This window comes from Blastococcus sp. TBT05-19 (assembly GCF_003319095.1).
Taxonomy (GTDB): domain Bacteria; phylum Actinomycetota; class Actinomycetes; order Mycobacteriales; family Geodermatophilaceae; genus Blastococcus.
On the sequence record NZ_QOHI01000006.1, the window covers coordinates 12968 to 28572 of the forward strand.

At 75.3% G+C, this 15605-nt stretch carries 15 protein-coding genes; 6 read left to right on the forward strand and 9 right to left on the reverse strand.

Annotated features, from left to right (window positions below; genetic code table 11):
• Position 1: 1 nt before the first annotated feature.
• Together DQ244_RS15705 and DQ244_RS15710 are read right to left on the reverse strand one after the other, a co-directional pair.
• Entirely contained in the window at positions 2-2695 is a 2694-nt protein-coding gene (locus tag DQ244_RS15705; RefSeq protein WP_113812450.1) for a bifunctional GNAT family N-acetyltransferase/acetate--CoA ligase family protein, read from the reverse strand.
• Positions 2688-3869 carry an acetoin utilization protein AcuC gene (locus DQ244_RS15710; protein WP_113812451.1) on the reverse strand — a complete coding sequence of 394 codons (1182 nt, stop codon included), beginning with the start codon at positions 3867-3869 and terminating at the stop codon, positions 2688-2690. The genes DQ244_RS15705 and DQ244_RS15710 overlap by 8 nt, the downstream gene beginning before the upstream one ends.
• Before the next feature lie 151 nt (positions 3870-4020).
• Between DQ244_RS15710 and DQ244_RS15715 the strand changes: the two genes are divergently transcribed.
• From DQ244_RS15715 to DQ244_RS15725, 3 genes are all read left to right on the forward strand, one after another.
• On the forward strand, positions 4021-4746 hold the full coding sequence (locus tag DQ244_RS15715) for a metal-dependent transcriptional regulator (protein ID WP_113812452.1): 726 nt from the start codon (positions 4021-4023) through the stop codon (positions 4744-4746).
• 19 nt (positions 4747-4765) lie between these two features.
• Positions 4766-5089, forward strand: a complete 324-nt coding sequence (locus tag DQ244_RS15720) for a hypothetical protein (RefSeq protein WP_147251541.1) — start codon at positions 4766-4768, stop codon at positions 5087-5089.
• Between the two features lie 77 nt (positions 5090-5166).
• Positions 5167-7242, forward strand: coding sequence for a S9 family peptidase (locus tag DQ244_RS15725; protein ID WP_113812454.1), 2076 nt, complete (start codon positions 5167-5169; stop codon positions 7240-7242).
• Between the two features lie 12 nt (positions 7243-7254).
• Here the strand turns inward: DQ244_RS15725 and DQ244_RS15730 are convergent, their stop codons facing one another.
• The 3 genes from DQ244_RS15730 to DQ244_RS15740 all read right to left on the reverse strand — a co-directional run bounded on the left by DQ244_RS15730 (position 7255) and on the right by DQ244_RS15740 (position 9526).
• A complete protein-coding gene (locus DQ244_RS15730; RefSeq protein WP_233491617.1) occupies positions 7255-8352 on the reverse strand; it encodes a DUF4192 domain-containing protein in 1098 nt (365 codons plus the stop codon).
• A gap of 66 nt (positions 8353-8418) precedes the next feature.
• Positions 8419-9192, reverse strand: a complete 774-nt coding sequence (locus DQ244_RS15735; protein ID WP_113812455.1) for a hypothetical protein — start codon at positions 9190-9192, stop codon at positions 8419-8421.
• Between the two features lie 40 nt (positions 9193-9232).
• Positions 9233-9526: a Dabb family protein gene (locus DQ244_RS15740; protein ID WP_113812666.1), complete on the reverse strand. Its 294-nt coding sequence runs from the start codon at positions 9524-9526 to the stop codon at positions 9233-9235.
• 84 nt (positions 9527-9610) lie between these two features.
• Between DQ244_RS15740 and DQ244_RS15745 the strand changes: the two genes are divergently transcribed.
• Genes DQ244_RS15745 through DQ244_RS15755 form a run of 3 tightly spaced genes read left to right on the forward strand, consistent with a single transcriptional unit; the run spans position 9611 to position 12709 of the window.
• Complete coding sequence (locus tag DQ244_RS15745) at positions 9611-10864, forward strand: glycosyltransferase family 4 protein (RefSeq protein WP_113812456.1); 1254 nt, start codon at positions 9611-9613, stop codon at positions 10862-10864.
• A complete protein-coding gene (locus DQ244_RS15750; RefSeq protein WP_113812457.1) occupies positions 10858-11640 on the forward strand; it encodes a class I SAM-dependent methyltransferase in 783 nt (260 codons plus the stop codon). Before DQ244_RS15745 ends, DQ244_RS15750 begins: the two co-directional genes overlap by 7 nt.
• 19 nt (positions 11641-11659) lie before the next feature.
• Positions 11660-12709, forward strand: coding sequence for a prenyltransferase (locus DQ244_RS15755; protein ID WP_233491625.1), 1050 nt, complete (start codon positions 11660-11662; stop codon positions 12707-12709).
• Positions 12710-12716: 7 nt separating this feature from the next.
• On the opposite strand, the gene DQ244_RS15760 is transcribed toward DQ244_RS15755, so the two are convergent.
• The 4 genes from DQ244_RS15760 to DQ244_RS15775 are packed head-to-tail and all read right to left on the reverse strand — an operon-like array spanning position 12717 to position 15427.
• Positions 12717-13046, reverse strand: a complete 330-nt coding sequence (locus DQ244_RS15760; RefSeq protein ID WP_199580432.1) for a TraR/DksA C4-type zinc finger protein — start codon at positions 13044-13046, stop codon at positions 12717-12719.
• Complete coding sequence (locus tag DQ244_RS15765; RefSeq protein ID WP_233491627.1) at positions 13036-13653, reverse strand: class I SAM-dependent methyltransferase; 618 nt, start codon at positions 13651-13653, stop codon at positions 13036-13038. Before DQ244_RS15765 ends, DQ244_RS15760 begins: the two co-directional genes overlap by 11 nt.
• Positions 13654-13667: 14 nt before the next feature.
• Positions 13668-14936 carry a YibE/F family protein gene (locus DQ244_RS15770; protein WP_113812460.1) on the reverse strand — a complete coding sequence of 423 codons (1269 nt, stop codon included), beginning with the start codon at positions 14934-14936 and terminating at the stop codon, positions 13668-13670.
• A gap of 47 nt (positions 14937-14983) precedes the next feature.
• Positions 14984-15427, reverse strand: a complete 444-nt coding sequence (locus DQ244_RS15775; RefSeq protein WP_113812668.1) for an STAS domain-containing protein — start codon at positions 15425-15427, stop codon at positions 14984-14986.
• Positions 15428-15605 lie beyond the last annotated feature (178 nt).

The following is a 15605-nucleotide window of genomic DNA, read 5'->3' on the forward strand; positions in this document are numbered from 1 at the left end:
GCTAGACGGGGCTCCGCATCCGGCGGGGACCGGGGTCCACGCGCGCGGTGGGCGGGCCGACGCGCGCGGTCCCGCCGGCGACCACCAGCGAACGCCCGCCGTGCCAGGGGTTCGGCGGCCCGACGATCACCGGCTCCAGGGTCAGCCGCAGGACCTCGGGCAGGTCGTCGGCCAGCCGAGCGACCCGCAGCAGCAGCTCCTCGAGCGCGCCGGTGTCGACCGGCTCGGAGCCGCGCCAGCCGTCGAGCAGGGGCCAGGCCCGCGGCGCCCGGACCAGCTCGGCGGCGTCCAGGTCGGTCAGCGGCAGCGTCCGGAACGCGCGGTCGCCGAGCAGTTCGGTGGCCACTCCCCCGACGCCGAAGCTCACCAGCGCACCGAACGACGGGTCGTCGACGATCTCCACGACCGTCGCCACGCCGGGGGCGGCCATCTCCTGCACGATCACCGGGTCGCCGGACGGGATGGCCGCGAAGGCTGCCCGCACCGCGTCGGCGTCCGCCAGGTCCAGGCGCACCCCACCCAGGTCGGAGCGGTGCCGCAGCCAGGGGGCGGTCGACTTCAGGACCACCGGGTAGCCGACCTGCTCGGCGGCGGCCACCGCCGCCTCGGCGTCGGTCACGGTCCGGGTGCCGAGCAGCGGGACTCCGTAGGCCCCCAGCAGCGCCAGCAGCTCCTCGTCGGTCAGCTCGCGCCCCGCCGGCGTCTCCGCCAGCACCCCCCGGACGATGCGCTGCGCCGCCGCCTCGTCGACGTCGGGCAGCTCGGGGACGTCACCGACCGGCCGGCGCCGCCACTCGGCGTACTCCACGGCCTTGGCCAGCGAGATGACCGCCCGCTCCGGCGTGGAGTAGGACGGCACCGACCCGCGCCCGGGCAGGCCGTCGTCATCGAGGACCGCCAGCTCCTCGGGCACGCCCTCGGTGGAGAGGAAGCTGGCCACGATGGGCTTGGCCGACCGCCGGGCCACCTCGCGCAGGGCGGGGCCGAACTCCGCGGAGCCGGCCATCAGCGGCGGGAGGAAGACCGCGACGACCGCGTCGACGCCGTCGTCGTCGACCGCCGCCTGGAGCGCGGCGCTGAAGTCCTCGGGCGTGCCGCCCGCACCGATGTCCTCGGGCTCCGCGCGGGCGAGCTCCAGCCCCTCCTCGAGGACGGCGTCGGCCACCAGCCACCCGATCGCGGTGGAGTTGCCGACCACCGCCACCCGGCGGCCGGCCGGCAGCGGCTGGTGGGCCAGCAGCGTGCCGACGTCGAACAGCTGCGCCACCGTCTCCACCCGGATGACGCCGGCCGAGGCGAACAGCGCCGCCACGGACTGCTCGGGCACCGCGACCGAGGTGGCGGCGAGCCCGCGGGTGACCTGGACGTGCCGCCCGCTCTTCACCGCCACCACCGGCTTGGTGCGCCCGACCGTGCGGGCGAGCCGGGCGAACTTGCGGGGGTTGCCGAAGCTCTCCAGGTGCAGCAGCACCACCTCGGTGCCGGGATCGGTGGCCCAGTACTGCAGCAGGTCGTTGCCGCTCACGTCGGCGCGGTTGCCGGCGGACACGAAGGAGGAGAGCCCGAGGTTGCGGCTGCGGGCCCGCTCGAGCAGCGCGACGCCGAGCGACCCGGACTGGGCGAAGAACCCCACCCGCCCGCGACCGGGCACCATCGGCGCGAGGCTGGCGTTCAGCCGCACGTCGGGCGCGGTGTTCACGATGCCGAGGCAGTTGGGGCCGACCACGCGCATGCCCGAGGCCCGGGCGGCGGCGACGAGCTCGCGTTCGCGGGCGCGCCCTTCGGGGCCGGCTTCGCCGAAGCCACCGGAGACGGCCACCAGCCCGCGCACCCGCTTGCGGCGGCAGGCCTCGACCACGCGGGCCACCTCGTCGGCGGGCACCGCGAGGATCGCGAGGTCGACGTCGTCGGGGATCGACTCGATGTCGGCGTAGGCGGGCACGCCCCGGACGTGACGGGCACCCGGGTTCACCGGGTAGACCGGTCCGGCGAAGCCGTAGTCGAGCAGGTGCCGGAGCAGGGCGTTGCCGAGCTTGCCCTCGTCGTTGCTGGCGCCGACGACGGCGACCGAGGACGGGGTGAGCAGGCGGGCGATCGAGCGCGACTCGCTGCGCTGCTCCCGCTCGTAGGCGACGGCGAGGGCGTCCTCGGTCTGCTCGATCGGGAAGGTCAGGTGGACGACGCCGTCCTCGTAGGAGCGCTCCGGCTTGTACCCGGCGTCGCGGAAGACCCGGACCATCTTGCTGTTCTGGGCCAGCACCTCGGCGACGAAGCGACGGATGCCCCGCTCCCGGCCGGCGGCGGCCAGGTGCTCCAGCAGCACCGAGCCCAGACCGCGCCCCTGGTGCGCGTCCTCCACCAGGAAGGCCACCTCGGCGTCGTCGGTGCCGGGGTACCGGTCGTAGCGGCCCACCGCGATGACCTGCTCCCCGAGGAGCACCACGAACGCCACCCGCTTGTCGTGGTCGACGTGGGTGAAGCGGTGCAGGTCCCTGTCCGAGAGCCGCTTCATGGGGCCGAAGAAGCGGTAGTAGCGGGTCTGGTCGCTGCTGCGCTCCATCAGCCCGGTCAGGCCCTCGGCGTCGTCCGGGCAGATCGGGCGCAGGTGCACCGTCCCGCCGTCGGCGGCCACGATGTCGGCCTCCCAGCCCGGCGGCGGCGGCGGGACCTCCTCAGGCGTCGTCTGCTCAGTCACGGGGGTCGTCCGGGTCGAGGCCGAAGTAGGGGAAGGCGGCGCGGCGGGTGCGCATGATCGCCCGGTCCACGCGGGACTCGGTGAAGGTGTCCCACCGGGAGAAGCCGGTGTACCCGCCCTCGGTCATGTGCGTGGGCGGGCGCGCGCGCAGGCCCCGGCGGACGACGTCGTCCCGCCACGACTCGGGGATCTCGGTCGCGGGGTCCAGCGGGGTGCCGCTGACCTCGGCGAGCAGGTGGGTCCAGGCGCGGGGCACGCAGCGCACCAGTCCGTAGCCACCGCCGCCCAGGGCGATCCAGCGGCCGTCGCAGAGCTGGTGGGCGAGCTCGTGCATGGCCTTGTAGCTGGCTCGCTGGCCGTCGACGGTGAGCGCCAGGTCGGCGAGCGGGTCCTCGTGGTGGGCGTCGCAGCCGCACTGGGTGACGATGATCTGCGGCTCGAAGGCCTTCAGGACGCTGGGCACGACGGCGGTGAAGGCGCGCAGCCAGGCGGAGTCGTCGGTGCCGTTGGGCAGCGCCAGGTTGACCGCGCTGCCGAGCGCCTTGTCCGGGTCGCCGGTCTCCTCCGGGTAGCCGGTGCCCGGGAAGAGGGTGAGCGGCGTCTGGTGGATGCTCACGGTCAGCACCCGGGGGTCGTCGTAGAACGCGGCCTGGACGCCGTCGCCGTGGTGGACGTCGAGGTCGACGTAGGCGATCCGCTCGTATCCCTGGGCCAGCAGCCAGGCGATGGCGACGGCGGCGTCGTTGAAGACGCAGAACCCCGACGCGCTCCCGCGCATGGCGTGGTGCAAGCCGCCGGAGATGTTGACCGCGTGCTGCGCGGCGCCGCTGTGCACCTGCTGGGCGGCGAGCACGCTGCCGCCGGTGATCAGGGCGGCGGCGTCGTACATGCCCTCGAAGACGGGGTTGTCCGAGGTGCCCAGCCCGTGACCCACTCCCGGGTCGGTGGGCGCCCGGCGGACCGCCTCCAGGTAGGCGGGGTCGTGCACGAGGGTCAGCAGCTCGGTGCCGGCCGGCGTCGGGGCCATGACCCGCAGCCGGTCGGTGGCGAGGACGCCGAGGCTGTCGGCCAGCCGCATCGTCAGGTCCAGGCGCACCGGGTGCAGCGGGTGGTCCCCGCCCATGGTGTAGCCCAGCAGCGCGTCGTCCCAGACGACGGCGATCGAGTCGCTCACGGGCCCCCTCCCCTGCCGGCGCCCCGGCGCGCCCGCTCGGCCGGGACGCTACCGGGTGGCCGGAACCCGCGCGGGGCACCGAGGCCGCCGTGCGCAGGGGGGTCCGGGGCCGTCGGCCCCGTAGACTGTCCGCCGACACGGAGGAGTGCGAGTGAACGACCTCATCGACACCACGGAGATGTACCTCCGGACCATCTTCGAGCTGGAGGAGGAGGGGATCACCCCGCTGCGCGCGCGGATCGCCGAGCGCCTCCACCAGAGCGGCCCCACGGTCAGCCAGACGGTGGCCCGCATGGAGCGCGACGGCCTGCTCACCGTCGAGGGCGACCGGCACCTCCAGCTCTCCGAGGAGGGCCGTCAGGTCGCCACCGCCGTCATGCGCAAGCACCGGCTGGCCGAGTGCCTGCTCGTCGACGTCATCGGCCTGGACTACGCCGACGTCCACGAGGAGGCCTGCCGCTGGGAGCACGTGATGAGCGAGGCGGTGGAGCGCCGGCTGCTCTCGCTGCTGGGCAACCCCACGGTCTCCCCCTTCGGCAACCCGATCCCCGGCCTCGAGGCGCTGCGCGGCGAGGAGCCGATGGGCGGCGAGACCTCGGCGGTCCTCGACTCGCTGACGCTGCTGTCGTCGACGGCGAGCGCGGAGGGCCGGCCGATCGTGGTCCGGCGGATCAGCGAGCAGCTGCAGGAGAACGCCGAGCTGCTGCGCGCCCTCGCCGACCACGGGGTGCGCCCGGGCGTCAGGATGACCGCCCAGCTGGTCGAGGGCTCGGTCAGCCTGGACGGCTACGTGCTGCCGGTCGGCGTGGCCCAGCACATGTTCGTGAGCGCGGTCGACGAGGAGCTGACCCCGATCAAGGCCGCTCCCCTGCTCTGACGAGCCCTCGGCGGTGGACGTGAGCGGGCGGGAACCGGACGGCGACGCCGTTCCGGGGCCCCGCGCCGCCGACGTCCTCACCGCGGAGCTCCTGCCCCGCAGGGGAAGCCGGCTGCGGCACCTGGCCAGGGTCGGCGGCGCCTTCCTGAGCCAGGTCCTGTGGCAGCTGGTGCCGGGCCCCTCGGTGCACGACGTGGTGGTCACGCGCCGGGACGACGGCCACGAGGTGCTCCGTGTGCCGGCCGGTGAGCCGCTGACCGCCGGGGACCTCCTCGCGTCGGTGCGCGACGAGCTGGACCGGCTGACCGTCGCGGAGTTCCGGGCGGCCTGGCGCGACCGCTGACGCCTTCCTCGCGGGCGGGTGCGGCGGGGCCTCACTACGGTGGGCGGGTCCCCGCTCCCCCGTGAGAGAAGGCCCTGGTGACCTCGTCCGCGCCCGCTCCCGCCGACCCGTCCCGAGAGCCGGCGCCGAGCCCGTTCCACCGGCTGGCCGACTTCGTCGCGATCCCGCGGATCGGTGCGCTGGCGCTCTCCCCGGACGGACGGCTGGCCGTCTCGCTGGTCACCCTCGACCGCGAGGGCAAGAAGTGGCAGTCCGCGCTGTGGGAGCTCGACGCGGAGGGCCGGCGCCCCGCGCGCCGGCTGACCCGCAGCGCCCCGGGCGAGTCCTCGCCCGCCTGGGCCCCGGACGGCTCGCTGCTGTTCACCTCCGCGCGGCCCGACCCCGGCACGGCGCCCGCGGACGAGCCGAAGCCCTCGCTGTGGCGGCTGCCCGCCGACGGCGGCGAGGCCCGGCCGGTGCTCTCCCGGCCGGGCGGGATCGGCTCGTTCGCGGTGGCGGCCGGCAGCGGCGACGTCGTCGTCGTGTCCTCGACCCTGCCGGGCGGATCGGAGCCGGCGGCCGACGAGGAGCGGCGCAAGGCTCGAGCCGACGCGGGGGTGACGGCGATCCTGCACGAGGCCTACCCGGTGCGGCACTGGGACCACGACCTGGGACCGGCGGCGCCGCACGTGTTCTGGGCCGGCCGGCTGCCCGCCGACGAGGACCCGGCCGGCCCGGTCGCGGTCGAGCTGCGCGACCTCACCCCGGACGCGCTGCCCCCGAACGGCTCCGGGGAGGAGGTCGCGCTCTCCCCCGACGGCAGCCTGCTGGCCCGCGCCGAGGAGGTACCCGACGGGCCCGCGGGGCGGCGCTCCCGCCTGGTCCTCACCGACACCGCGACCGGCGGCACCCGCGTGCTGGTCGACGACCCGCTCGCCGACGTCTACGGAGCGGCCTTCTCCCCCGACGGCAGCCGGCTGGTCTGCGTGCGGGAGTCCCTGTCCACGTACGCCGACCCGCCGGACTACACGCTGCTGCTCGTCGACGTCGCCGACGGCACCGCCCGCGAGTTGACCCCGGACGTGGACCGCTGGCCCAGCGCCCCGCAGTTCAGCGCCGACGGGACCGCGGTCTACTACCAGGCCGACGAGCAGGGCCGCCACGCGGTGTTCCGGGTGCCGGTGGACGGCGGCGAGCCGGTGCGGCTCACCGGGGACGGCGCGTACAGCTCCCTGCAGGTGGCCCGCGACGGCAGCGCCCTGTTCGCGCTCCGCTCGGCCTACGACTCCCCCTCGGTCCCGGTGCGCCTCGACCCGACAGCGGAGATGCAGGACCCCGTGCCGCTGCCCAGCCCGGCCACCGTGGCCGACCTGCCCGGGACGCTGCAGGAGTTCACGACCACCGCCGCGGACGGGGCGCAGGTGCAGTCCTGGCTGGTGCTGCCCGAGGGGGCATCGGCCGGGAACCCCGCGCCGCTGGTGCTGTGGGTGCACGGCGGTCCGCTGATGAGCTGGAACTCCTGGTCGTGGCGCTGGTGCCCGTGGGTGCTCGCGGCGCGCGGCTACGCGGTGCTGCTCCCGAACCCGGCCCTGTCCCAGGGCTTCGGGCTGGACTTCGTGCGCCGGGGCTGGGGCGAGTGGGGCGAGGCGCCGTACACCGATCTCATGGCGGCGGTGGACGCCGCCGAGCAGCGCCCGGAGATCGACGGGACGCGGACCGCGGCGATGGGCGGCTCCTTCGGCGGCTACATGGCCAACTGGATCGCCACCCAGACCGACCGGTTCAAGGCGATCGTGACCCACGCCAGCCTGTGGAACCTCGAGGGGTTCCTCGGCACCACCGACGCCGCCTACTACTGGGAGAAGGAGTGGGGCGACCCGCTGACCGATCCCAAGCGGTACGAGCAGAACTCCCCGCACCGGTTCGCCGACGCGATCCGCACGCCGATGCTGGTGATCCACGGCGACAAGGACTACCGCGTGCCCATCGGCGAGGGGCTCGCCCTCTGGTACGCCCTGCAGAAGCGCGGCGTCCCGTCCAAGTTCCTGTACTTCCCCGACGAGAACCACTGGGTGCTCACGCCGGGGAACAGCCAGGTCTGGTACGAGGCGGTGCTGGCGTTCCTCGCCGAGCACGTGCTGGGCGAGGAGTGGCAGCGGCCCGCGCTGCTCTGAGGCCGGCACCGGTCACTCCCCCTGGACCGCCCGCTCGACCAGCTCGCGGAGGTCGCCGGGCGTGAGGCAGGCGTCCAGCCCCTCGCGCAGCAACCCGGCCAGCGCGTGGTCGGGGTCGCTGTCCAGCGCGCGCTCCAGCGCCACGTTGGCCATGGCGCCGTCGCCGCGCAGCCACACGCTGACCGCCAGCAGCGTGGCCGGTGCCGCGTCCAGCGGTGCCGGGCCCCGGCGGGTGCACTCGGTCCACAGCGCCTCGGCGGCCGCGGCGTCGTCATCGAGGGCCAGCGACAGCGCGCGGTCGCGCACGCGGACGTCCCGCAGCGCCCACAGCACGGCCGCGAACTCGTCGTCGGTCAGCGGGGCGGCCGGCACCCCGGGGCGGGAACGGGCGACCGCGCCCACCACCACCGTCCAGCACTCCTCCGTCAGCGCCGCCCAGCCGGCCTCCCGGGCACGGGCCGCACGCTCCGACGCCACCCGCAGGCAGGCCGCCCGCATCAACTGGTGCGTGCCCGGTGGCGGGTCGAGCCGCGCCCCGAGCGCCGCGCGGTCGGGGGCGAGGACCTGCCCTGCCGTGACCGCGGCCGCCGCCAACGGGCTCACCCCGCCCGGCACCGGTGTTCCGGCGCCGGGCCCGCAGCAGGCATACGGGCAGTCGTAGGACCACCACCGCCCGCCGCGGACGAGCAGCACGTCCCGGACCGCGACGTCGGCGGCGGCCAGCTCCAGCATCAGCGCGTGCACGACCGCCCGGTGCGGCAGCGCGGCACCGACCAGCAGCTCGTCGTCCTCCCACGGGTCCACGCCGTCGGGCTCCTCGGAGACGACGACCACGAGCGCGGCGTCGAGCCGGTCCGTGCGCAGGCTCCGGGTCAGCACGACGGCCGCTCCCGCCGCGTCGTGCGGACCCGGCAGGTCGGCGCGCACCGTCAGCCCGACCCGACCCCCGGACGGGCCGCCGAGGCCGATGAGGACCACCGACTCCCGCGGTCGGAAGCCGAGCAGGTGCGGCAGGGCCGCCGCGATCTCACCGGGATCGGAGAGCCGGACCTCGGGGCGGTCGGCGGTCGGGGGTGCGGTCGACGGGTCCATGCCGACGACCCTGTCCACGGCAGGACTCCGAGGCAGCCGGATCGGGACTTCTGTGGAAGAACGTCCCGCCTGTGGACCGGCGGCTCAGCCCAGCGCGTCGGCCTGCCTCTCGTAGGCCTGCTCGAGCAGCTCGGTGAACGCCTCCGGGTCGAGGTCGGCGCCGGGCTGCGTGGGGTCGGCGACGATCGAGAGCAGCAGGAGCAGCCGGTCGCCGTCCTGCACCGCGCCGACCAGCGTGGGGATCGAGGCCTGCGGGCCGTCGGGGCCGGGGACCACCGTCGTGGAGCGCAGCAGGGCCGCCCCGTCGCCCAGGTCGTCGACCGGGAGGTTCTCGAAGGTGAGGGCCGCCTCCCCGACGCCGGGCAGGGTGATCTGCGCCTCCGGGCAGCGCTCCGCGGCCTCGCCGATCCGCGCGACGGCGTCCTCGAGCGGGCCGCCGCGGAGCAGCATCTCGACCGTCGACGTCCCGCCGGCGGTCGCGGTCTGCGCGGCGACGTCCTCGACGTCGTCCAGGTCGGGCTGGGTCCCCTCGACCGCGGCCCGGCAGCTCTCGGGCTGGATGTCCGCGCCCGCGGCGGCCGCGGCGAGGCCGGCGCCCTGGCGCAGCTGCTCGGGCGAGATCGCGGCGACGGTGGCGTCCGGACCGAACGCCTCGGCCGGCAGCAGGCCGGAGGCGAGGTCGGACGTCGTCTCCTGCTCCGTCTGCTCGGCCGAGGACGACGCGGCGGTGGAGGACGCGGACGGTCCCTCGGCGTCCCCGTCCCCGCCGCAGCCGGCGAGCAGAACGGTGGTGAGGACCCCGGCGGCGAGCGCGCCGGGGAGACGGTGCCGTCCGGGGGGACGGTGCGCAGTCGACATGCCCCGACGCTAACCGCCGGGAGCCAGCGGCGGCGGCGGTTCAGGCCTCGTGCTGCACCGCGCTCCGGGAGGCCAGGATCGGCCGCACGTGCTCGGCGATGACCGCCAGGTGCACGGGGTCCTGCGCGTAGCGGCGGAAGGCCTCGGCGTCCGGAAACTCGGCGATCAACACTGCGTCGGCGTTGCCCTCGGTCAGGCCGGCGTCCTCGGCGACGACCAGCGAGGTCATGCCGCCGACGTCCTCCCGCAGGGCGCGCAGGGCGGCGACCGTGGCAGCGCGGCGCTCCGCGTCGGCGTCCGGGGACCAGGTGAAGACCACGACGTGACGGATCATGTGCGCCACCCTGCCAGCCCCGACCGGGTGGCACCGCCCGGCTGGCGTCCGGCCGCCGGGCACCGCTCGTTAGAGTCCGCTCCCATGGGACGGTCGTTGCGCATCGCACTGCTGTCCTACCGGAGCAAGCCGCACGGTGGCGGTCAGGGCGTCTACGTCCGCGCGCTCTCCCGCGAGCTGGCCGAGCTCGGGCACCGCGTGGAGGTCCTCAGCGGCCAGCCCTACCCCGAGCTCGACGAGGGCGTGCCGCTGAGCCGGCTGCCCAGCCTCGACCTGTACCGGGAGCCCGACCCCTTCCGCACGCCCCGCCCCTCGGAGTTCCGCGACTGGATCGACGTCGCGGAGTGGGCCACGATGTGCACCGCCGGCTTCCCCGAGCCGCTCACCTTCAGCCTGCGGGCGGCCCGCCACCTGCTCCCCCGCCGCGACGAGTTCGACGTCGTGCACGACAACCAGTCGCTCGGCTACGGCCTGCTGCGCCTGACGAGGGCCGGCATCCCCACGGTCGCGACCGTGCACCACCCGATCGCCATCGACCGCGAGCTGGAGCTGGCCGCCGCCCCCACGCTGCGCAAGAAGCTCACGCTCCGCCGCTGGTACGCCTTCACCGGGATGCAGGCGCGCGTCGTGCAGCAGCTGGACGGCGTCACCACCGTGTCGGAGAACTCGCGCCGCGACATCACCGCGCACATGGGGCTGCCGGCAGACGCCATGCAGGTGATCCCGGTCGGCATCGACCCCGATCGGCTCACCCCGCCGCCGGCCGGTCAGCCCCGCGAGACCGACTCGATCCTGGCGATCACCAGCGCCGACGTGCCCCTCAAGGGACTGGTGCACCTGCTCGAGGCGCTGGCCAAGCTGCGCACCGAGCGGCCGGTCCGGCTCACCGTCGTCGGCAGTGCCCGGCCCGGCGGACCCGCCGAGACCGCGCTGGACCGGCTGGGCCTGCGCGACGCCGTCCGCTTCACCGGGCCGGTGCCCGAGGACGAGCTCGTCTCGCTCATCCAGCGCGCCACCGTCATGGCCATCCCGTCGCTGTACGAGGGCTTCTCCCTCCCGGCGATCGAGGCCATGGCGTGCGCGACGCCGCTGGTCACCACCGACGCCGGCGCCCTGCCCGAGGTGGTCGGCACCAAGGCCGGCCTGCGGGTGAAGGCCGGCGACGTCGGCGAGCTGACCGCCGCCCTGCAGCTGGTGCTCGACTCGCCGTCGCTGGCCGAGCAGCTGGGCCGGGCCGGACGACGGCGGGTCCTGGACCTGTTCACCTGGCGGGCCACGGCCGAGCGCACGGCCGAGTGGTACGCGCAGATCCTCGAGCGGAAGGGGCGGCCGTGCTGACCGTCGACTACGACCTGCTGGACCTCCGGCCGGGGATGACCGTCCTCGACCTGGGCTGCGGCGAGGGCCGGCACGCCTTCGAGGCCTACCGGCGCGGTGGCCGCGTGGTCGCCGTCGACTGGGGCCGGCACGAGGTCGAGACGACGAAGCGCTGGCTGGGCGCCATCGCCGAGGCCGGGGAGGCCCCGGAGGGCGCCCGCTACGAGGTGGTGCGCGGCGACCTGCTGCACCTGCCCTTCCCCGACGCCAGCGTCGACCGGGTCATGGCCTCGGAGGTGCTCGAGCACATCCCCGACGACGCCACGGCGATGCGGGAGATCTTCCGCGTGCTCAAGCCCGGCGGCCGCGCCGTCGTCACCGTGCCGCGCTACGGCCCGGAGCGGGTGTGCTGGGCCCTGTCGGACGCCTACCACGCCAACGAGGGCGGGCACATCCGCATCTACCGCGGGGACGTGCTGCGGGCCCGGCTGGCCACCGCCGGCCTCACCCCGGGGAGGAGCCACCACGCGCACGCGCTGCACGCCCCGTTCTGGTGGCTGAAGTGCGCCGTCGGCGTCGAGAAGGACTCCGCGCTGGTGCGCGCCTACCACCGGCTCCTGGTGTGGGACCTCACCACGCGTCCGCTGGTGACCCGGCTGGTGGAGAAGGTGCTCGACCCGCTGATCGGCAAGAGCTTCGTGGTCTACGCCGACAAGCCCGCCACCTCGGCGACCGACGCCCGCACGGGGGCCTTCGGCGTCGCCGAGGAGCCGGAGCGGTCCGCTGCGACCCGCTGACCTGCCGGACCTGCCGGGGGTGCTGACCGCTGCCCAGGTGCGGCAGACCGTCGGCTGGATCGCCGGCCAGCAGGACGCCGACGGTGCGCTCCCTTGGTCCGCCGGCGGCCAGCTCGACCCCTGGGACTCCGTCGAGGCCGCCATGGCGCTCGACGTCGGCGGGGAGCACGACCGGGCGGCGGCGGCGTACCGGTGGCTCGCCGGCCGGCAGCGGGCCGACGGCAGCTGGGCCGCCGAGTACCGCGACGGCGCGGAGACCGCCCCGGCCGCGGAGAGCAACCACGCCGGTTACCTCGCGGTCGGGCTCTGGCACTCCTGGCTGGTCACCGCCGACGAGCGGCTCGTCGCCGAGCTGTGGCCGGTCGTGCGCCGGGGGCTGGACCTCGTCACGCGCATGCAGCTCCCCGGCGGGGCGATCAGCTGGGCGCTGCGCCCGGACGGGACACCCGACGACCTGGCCCTGGTGACCGGAAACGCCAGCCTCTTCCAGGCGCTGCGCTGCGGGCTGGCCCTCGCCGAGCTGGCCGGGGACGCCCAGCCGGACTGGGAGCTGGCCGTCGCCGACCTCGGCGACGCGCTGCGCGAGCGGCCGGACGCCTTCGGGGACCGGTCGCGGTTCTCGATGGACTGGTACTACCCCGTCCTCGGGGGCGCGGTGTCCGGCGCGGCCGCCGACGACCGGCTCGCCGCCTCCTGGGAGACCTTCGTCGTGCCCGGGCTGGGCATCCGGTGCGTCTCCGACCGGCCGTGGGTCACCGGCGCGGAGACCTGCGAGCTCGCCCTGGCGCTGACCGCGGCCGGGCGGCCGGACGACGCCCTCGAGCAGGTCGCGGCGATGCAGCACCTGCGCGACGACGACGGTTCCTACTGGACCGGCTTCGTCTTCGCCGACGACGCGCGCTGGCCGATCGAGCGGACCACCTGGACGGCGGGCGCCGTCGTCCTGGCCGCCGACGCGATCTGCCGCGCCACGCCCGGGTCGGGGCTGTTCGCCTCGCCCGGCGACCTCCCCGAGGCCGGCCTGGCCGCGCCCACGACCCTGGAGCCCCGGACCGCCGAGATCCCCTGACCCGCTGTCAGCGGGCGCAGTCGATGCAGGTGCGCGCGGTGGGCCGGGCGGCGAGCCGTTCGGGCGCGATCGGCCGGCCGCAGGTCTCGCAGCGGCCGTAGGTGCCGGCCTCCACCGCGGTGACGGCGGCGTCGACGTCGGCCAGCCGCCGCCGCGCCTGGTCCAGCAGCGCGGCGACCTGCTGCCGCTCGAAGGCGATCGTGGCGCCCTCGGGGTCGTGCTCGTCGTCGGCGTTGGAGGACTTCGACGCCGCCACCACCTCGTCGAACATCCGGGTCAGCGCCTCGATCTGGGCCTGTGCCGCCTCGCGCTCGGCACCCAGCGCGTCAGCGCTCACGTCGCAGCAGCCGCAGCGAGCCGGTGCCGGGGAGCTCGGTGAAGTCCCCGCTCTCCAGCACCCGGGTGTAGACGCCGAAGGGCGCCTGACCGCCGTCGGCGGGGTCGGGGAAGACGTCGTGGATGGCCAGCGTGCCGCCGACGGCGAGCTTGGCGACCCAGGCGTCCTGGTCTCGGCGGGCGGACTCCTCGGTGTGGCTGCCGTCGAGGAAGAGCAGCGCCAGCGGGGTGGCCCAGAGCGGGGCGAGCGTCTCCGAGCGGGTGACGACGGCGATGACGACGTCCTCGGCGCCGGCCTCGGCGATGGTGCGGCGGAAGTGCGGCAGGGTGTCGATCCGCCCGACGGCGGGGTCGACCAGCGAGGGGTCGTGGTACTCCCAGCCGGGCTGGTGCTCCTCGGAGCCGCGGTGGTGGTCGACGGTGAGCACGACCCGGCCGGTCTCGCGGGCCGCGGCGGCGAGGTACAGCGCCGACCTGCCCATCCAGCTGCCGACCTCGAGCAGCGGGCCGGGGACGGCGACGGAGCGGGCGGCCTCGTAGAGCGCGCGGCCCTCGTCGTCGGGCATGAAGCCGGGGGCGGCCTGGGCGGAGGCGAGGAGCTCGGACACGGCGACAGCCTGACTCATCGGGCGAACCGCGTGCGCAGGGCGGTCACCCGGCGCTCGGTCGCGGCTCCGGCCTCGGTGTCGGCGGCCTTGGCGAAGAAGGCCCCGGCCGCGGTCGTGACCGGCACCGCGAGCACCAGCGCGATCGCCCCGACCAGGGTGCGGATGACCTCCTCGGCGAGCCCGGAGGAGGTCAGGACCACCCAGCCGGGCTGGTCGTAGAGCTCGAAGAGCAGCAGCAGCGGCAGCGCGGCCCCGGCGTAGGCGAAGACGATCGTGTAGACCGTCGAGGCGATGTGGTCCCGCCCGACGGCCATGCCCCGCGTGTAGAGCTCGCGCCAGGTCATGGACGGGTCCACCTCGTGCAGCTGCCAGATCGCCGAGGCCTGGGTGATCGTCACGTCGTTGAGCACGCCGAGCCCGGCGACGACGATCCCGGCCAGCACCAGCCCGGAGAAGTCGATGGTCGGGTCGAAGTTGTTCAGCGTCGTCGTCTCCTCACTGGTGAGGCCGGTCAGCCGCGCCGTCGCCACGGCGATCGACCCGAGGATCGCCACCAGCGAGAGACCGAACAGGGTGCCCACCAGCGCGGTCGTCGTACGGGCCGAGAAGCCGTGCGCGAGGTAGAGGACGACGAACATGATCGCCGCCGAGCCGACGAGGCTGACCAGCGCCGGCGACCCCTCGGCCAGCAGCCCCGGCAGCACGAACTGCAGCAGCACGAAGAAGGCGAAGGCGAGGCCGACCAGCGAGGCCAGCCCCCGCCAGCGGGCCACCAGGCCGACCACCAGGGCGAACGCGACCGCGAGGGTGATGATCGGGAGGTCGCGCTCGTAGTCGTAGAACTGGTAGGAGGGCCCACCCTCGGCGGCGGGGTCCCGGGTCAGGACGAGGGTGTCGCCCTCCTCCACGCCGCTGGCCACGACGTCGGACTGCAGGTCCACCTGCGCGTAGTCGCCGGCGCCGTCGCCGTCCAGGACCTCCACGACCGCGCGGGCGCAGTCGGCCGGCTGGCCCTGCGGGTCGCCGCAGTCGTAGGCCTCGACGGAGATGACCCGGCCGTCGGGGTAGGTCGTGCCCGGGGGCAGGTAGGTGGCCGCGACCTGCTCGGCGCGGGTGGGCTCGCCGTCGGGCCACAGGGCCACCAGCCCGATCACCGTGGCCAGCCCGACGGGCACCAGGAGCAGCAGCATCAGCCACACCGCGCGCCGGCGGCGCCCCAGGGCCTCCGCGGTCGGCGGCGGGGCGTCCGGATCGGGACCGTGGCTGTGGGCGTGAGACGACACCCGGTCAGGCTAGGAGCACGACGACCCGGGAGCCGCCGCGACACCGGTCAGGAGTGGTCGGCCGGCCCCGGACGCGGCCCGCCGTCGCCGGTGGCCTCGGCGGTGACCTTGCCGTCGGCCTGGAGCACGGTGAACCGGTGCCACAGCCCGGTGAGCTGCAGCGGGCGGGTGACGGTCGACGGCGGCTCCACCAGCACCATCTCGATCGCGCGCGGCACGACCATCTTCTGCAGCTGCACGAGCACGGCCAGCCCCGCGGAGTTCATGAAGCCGACCCCGGCCAGGTGCAGCTCGACCTGCTGCAGGTCGTGCTCGGCGAGGAGCAGGTCGGTCAGCGTCCGGACCAGCGGGCGGCGGGCGGCGTCGGTCAGCTCACCGTCGACGGCGAGCCGGACCGTGCTGCCGTCCACCTCGTGGGTGACGCGGGGCTCGGTGGCCGGCGTCTCGCCGGCGTTCGGGGTCTGCGGCTGCGCGCCGGTCGTCTCCTCCACGACGGGGCACTGCCCCGCCACGCACCCGTTCACGCACGGGTTCGGCAACCGGATGGTCCGGAAGATTTCCGCCCGGGAGATGTTTACCTGAGCGCGCCATCGAGGTAATCTCCAGTCGCCACTAGAGGTTCTACCTCAGGCAGCGAACACCAGTTCCTTCACCATGGAGGTTCCCGCC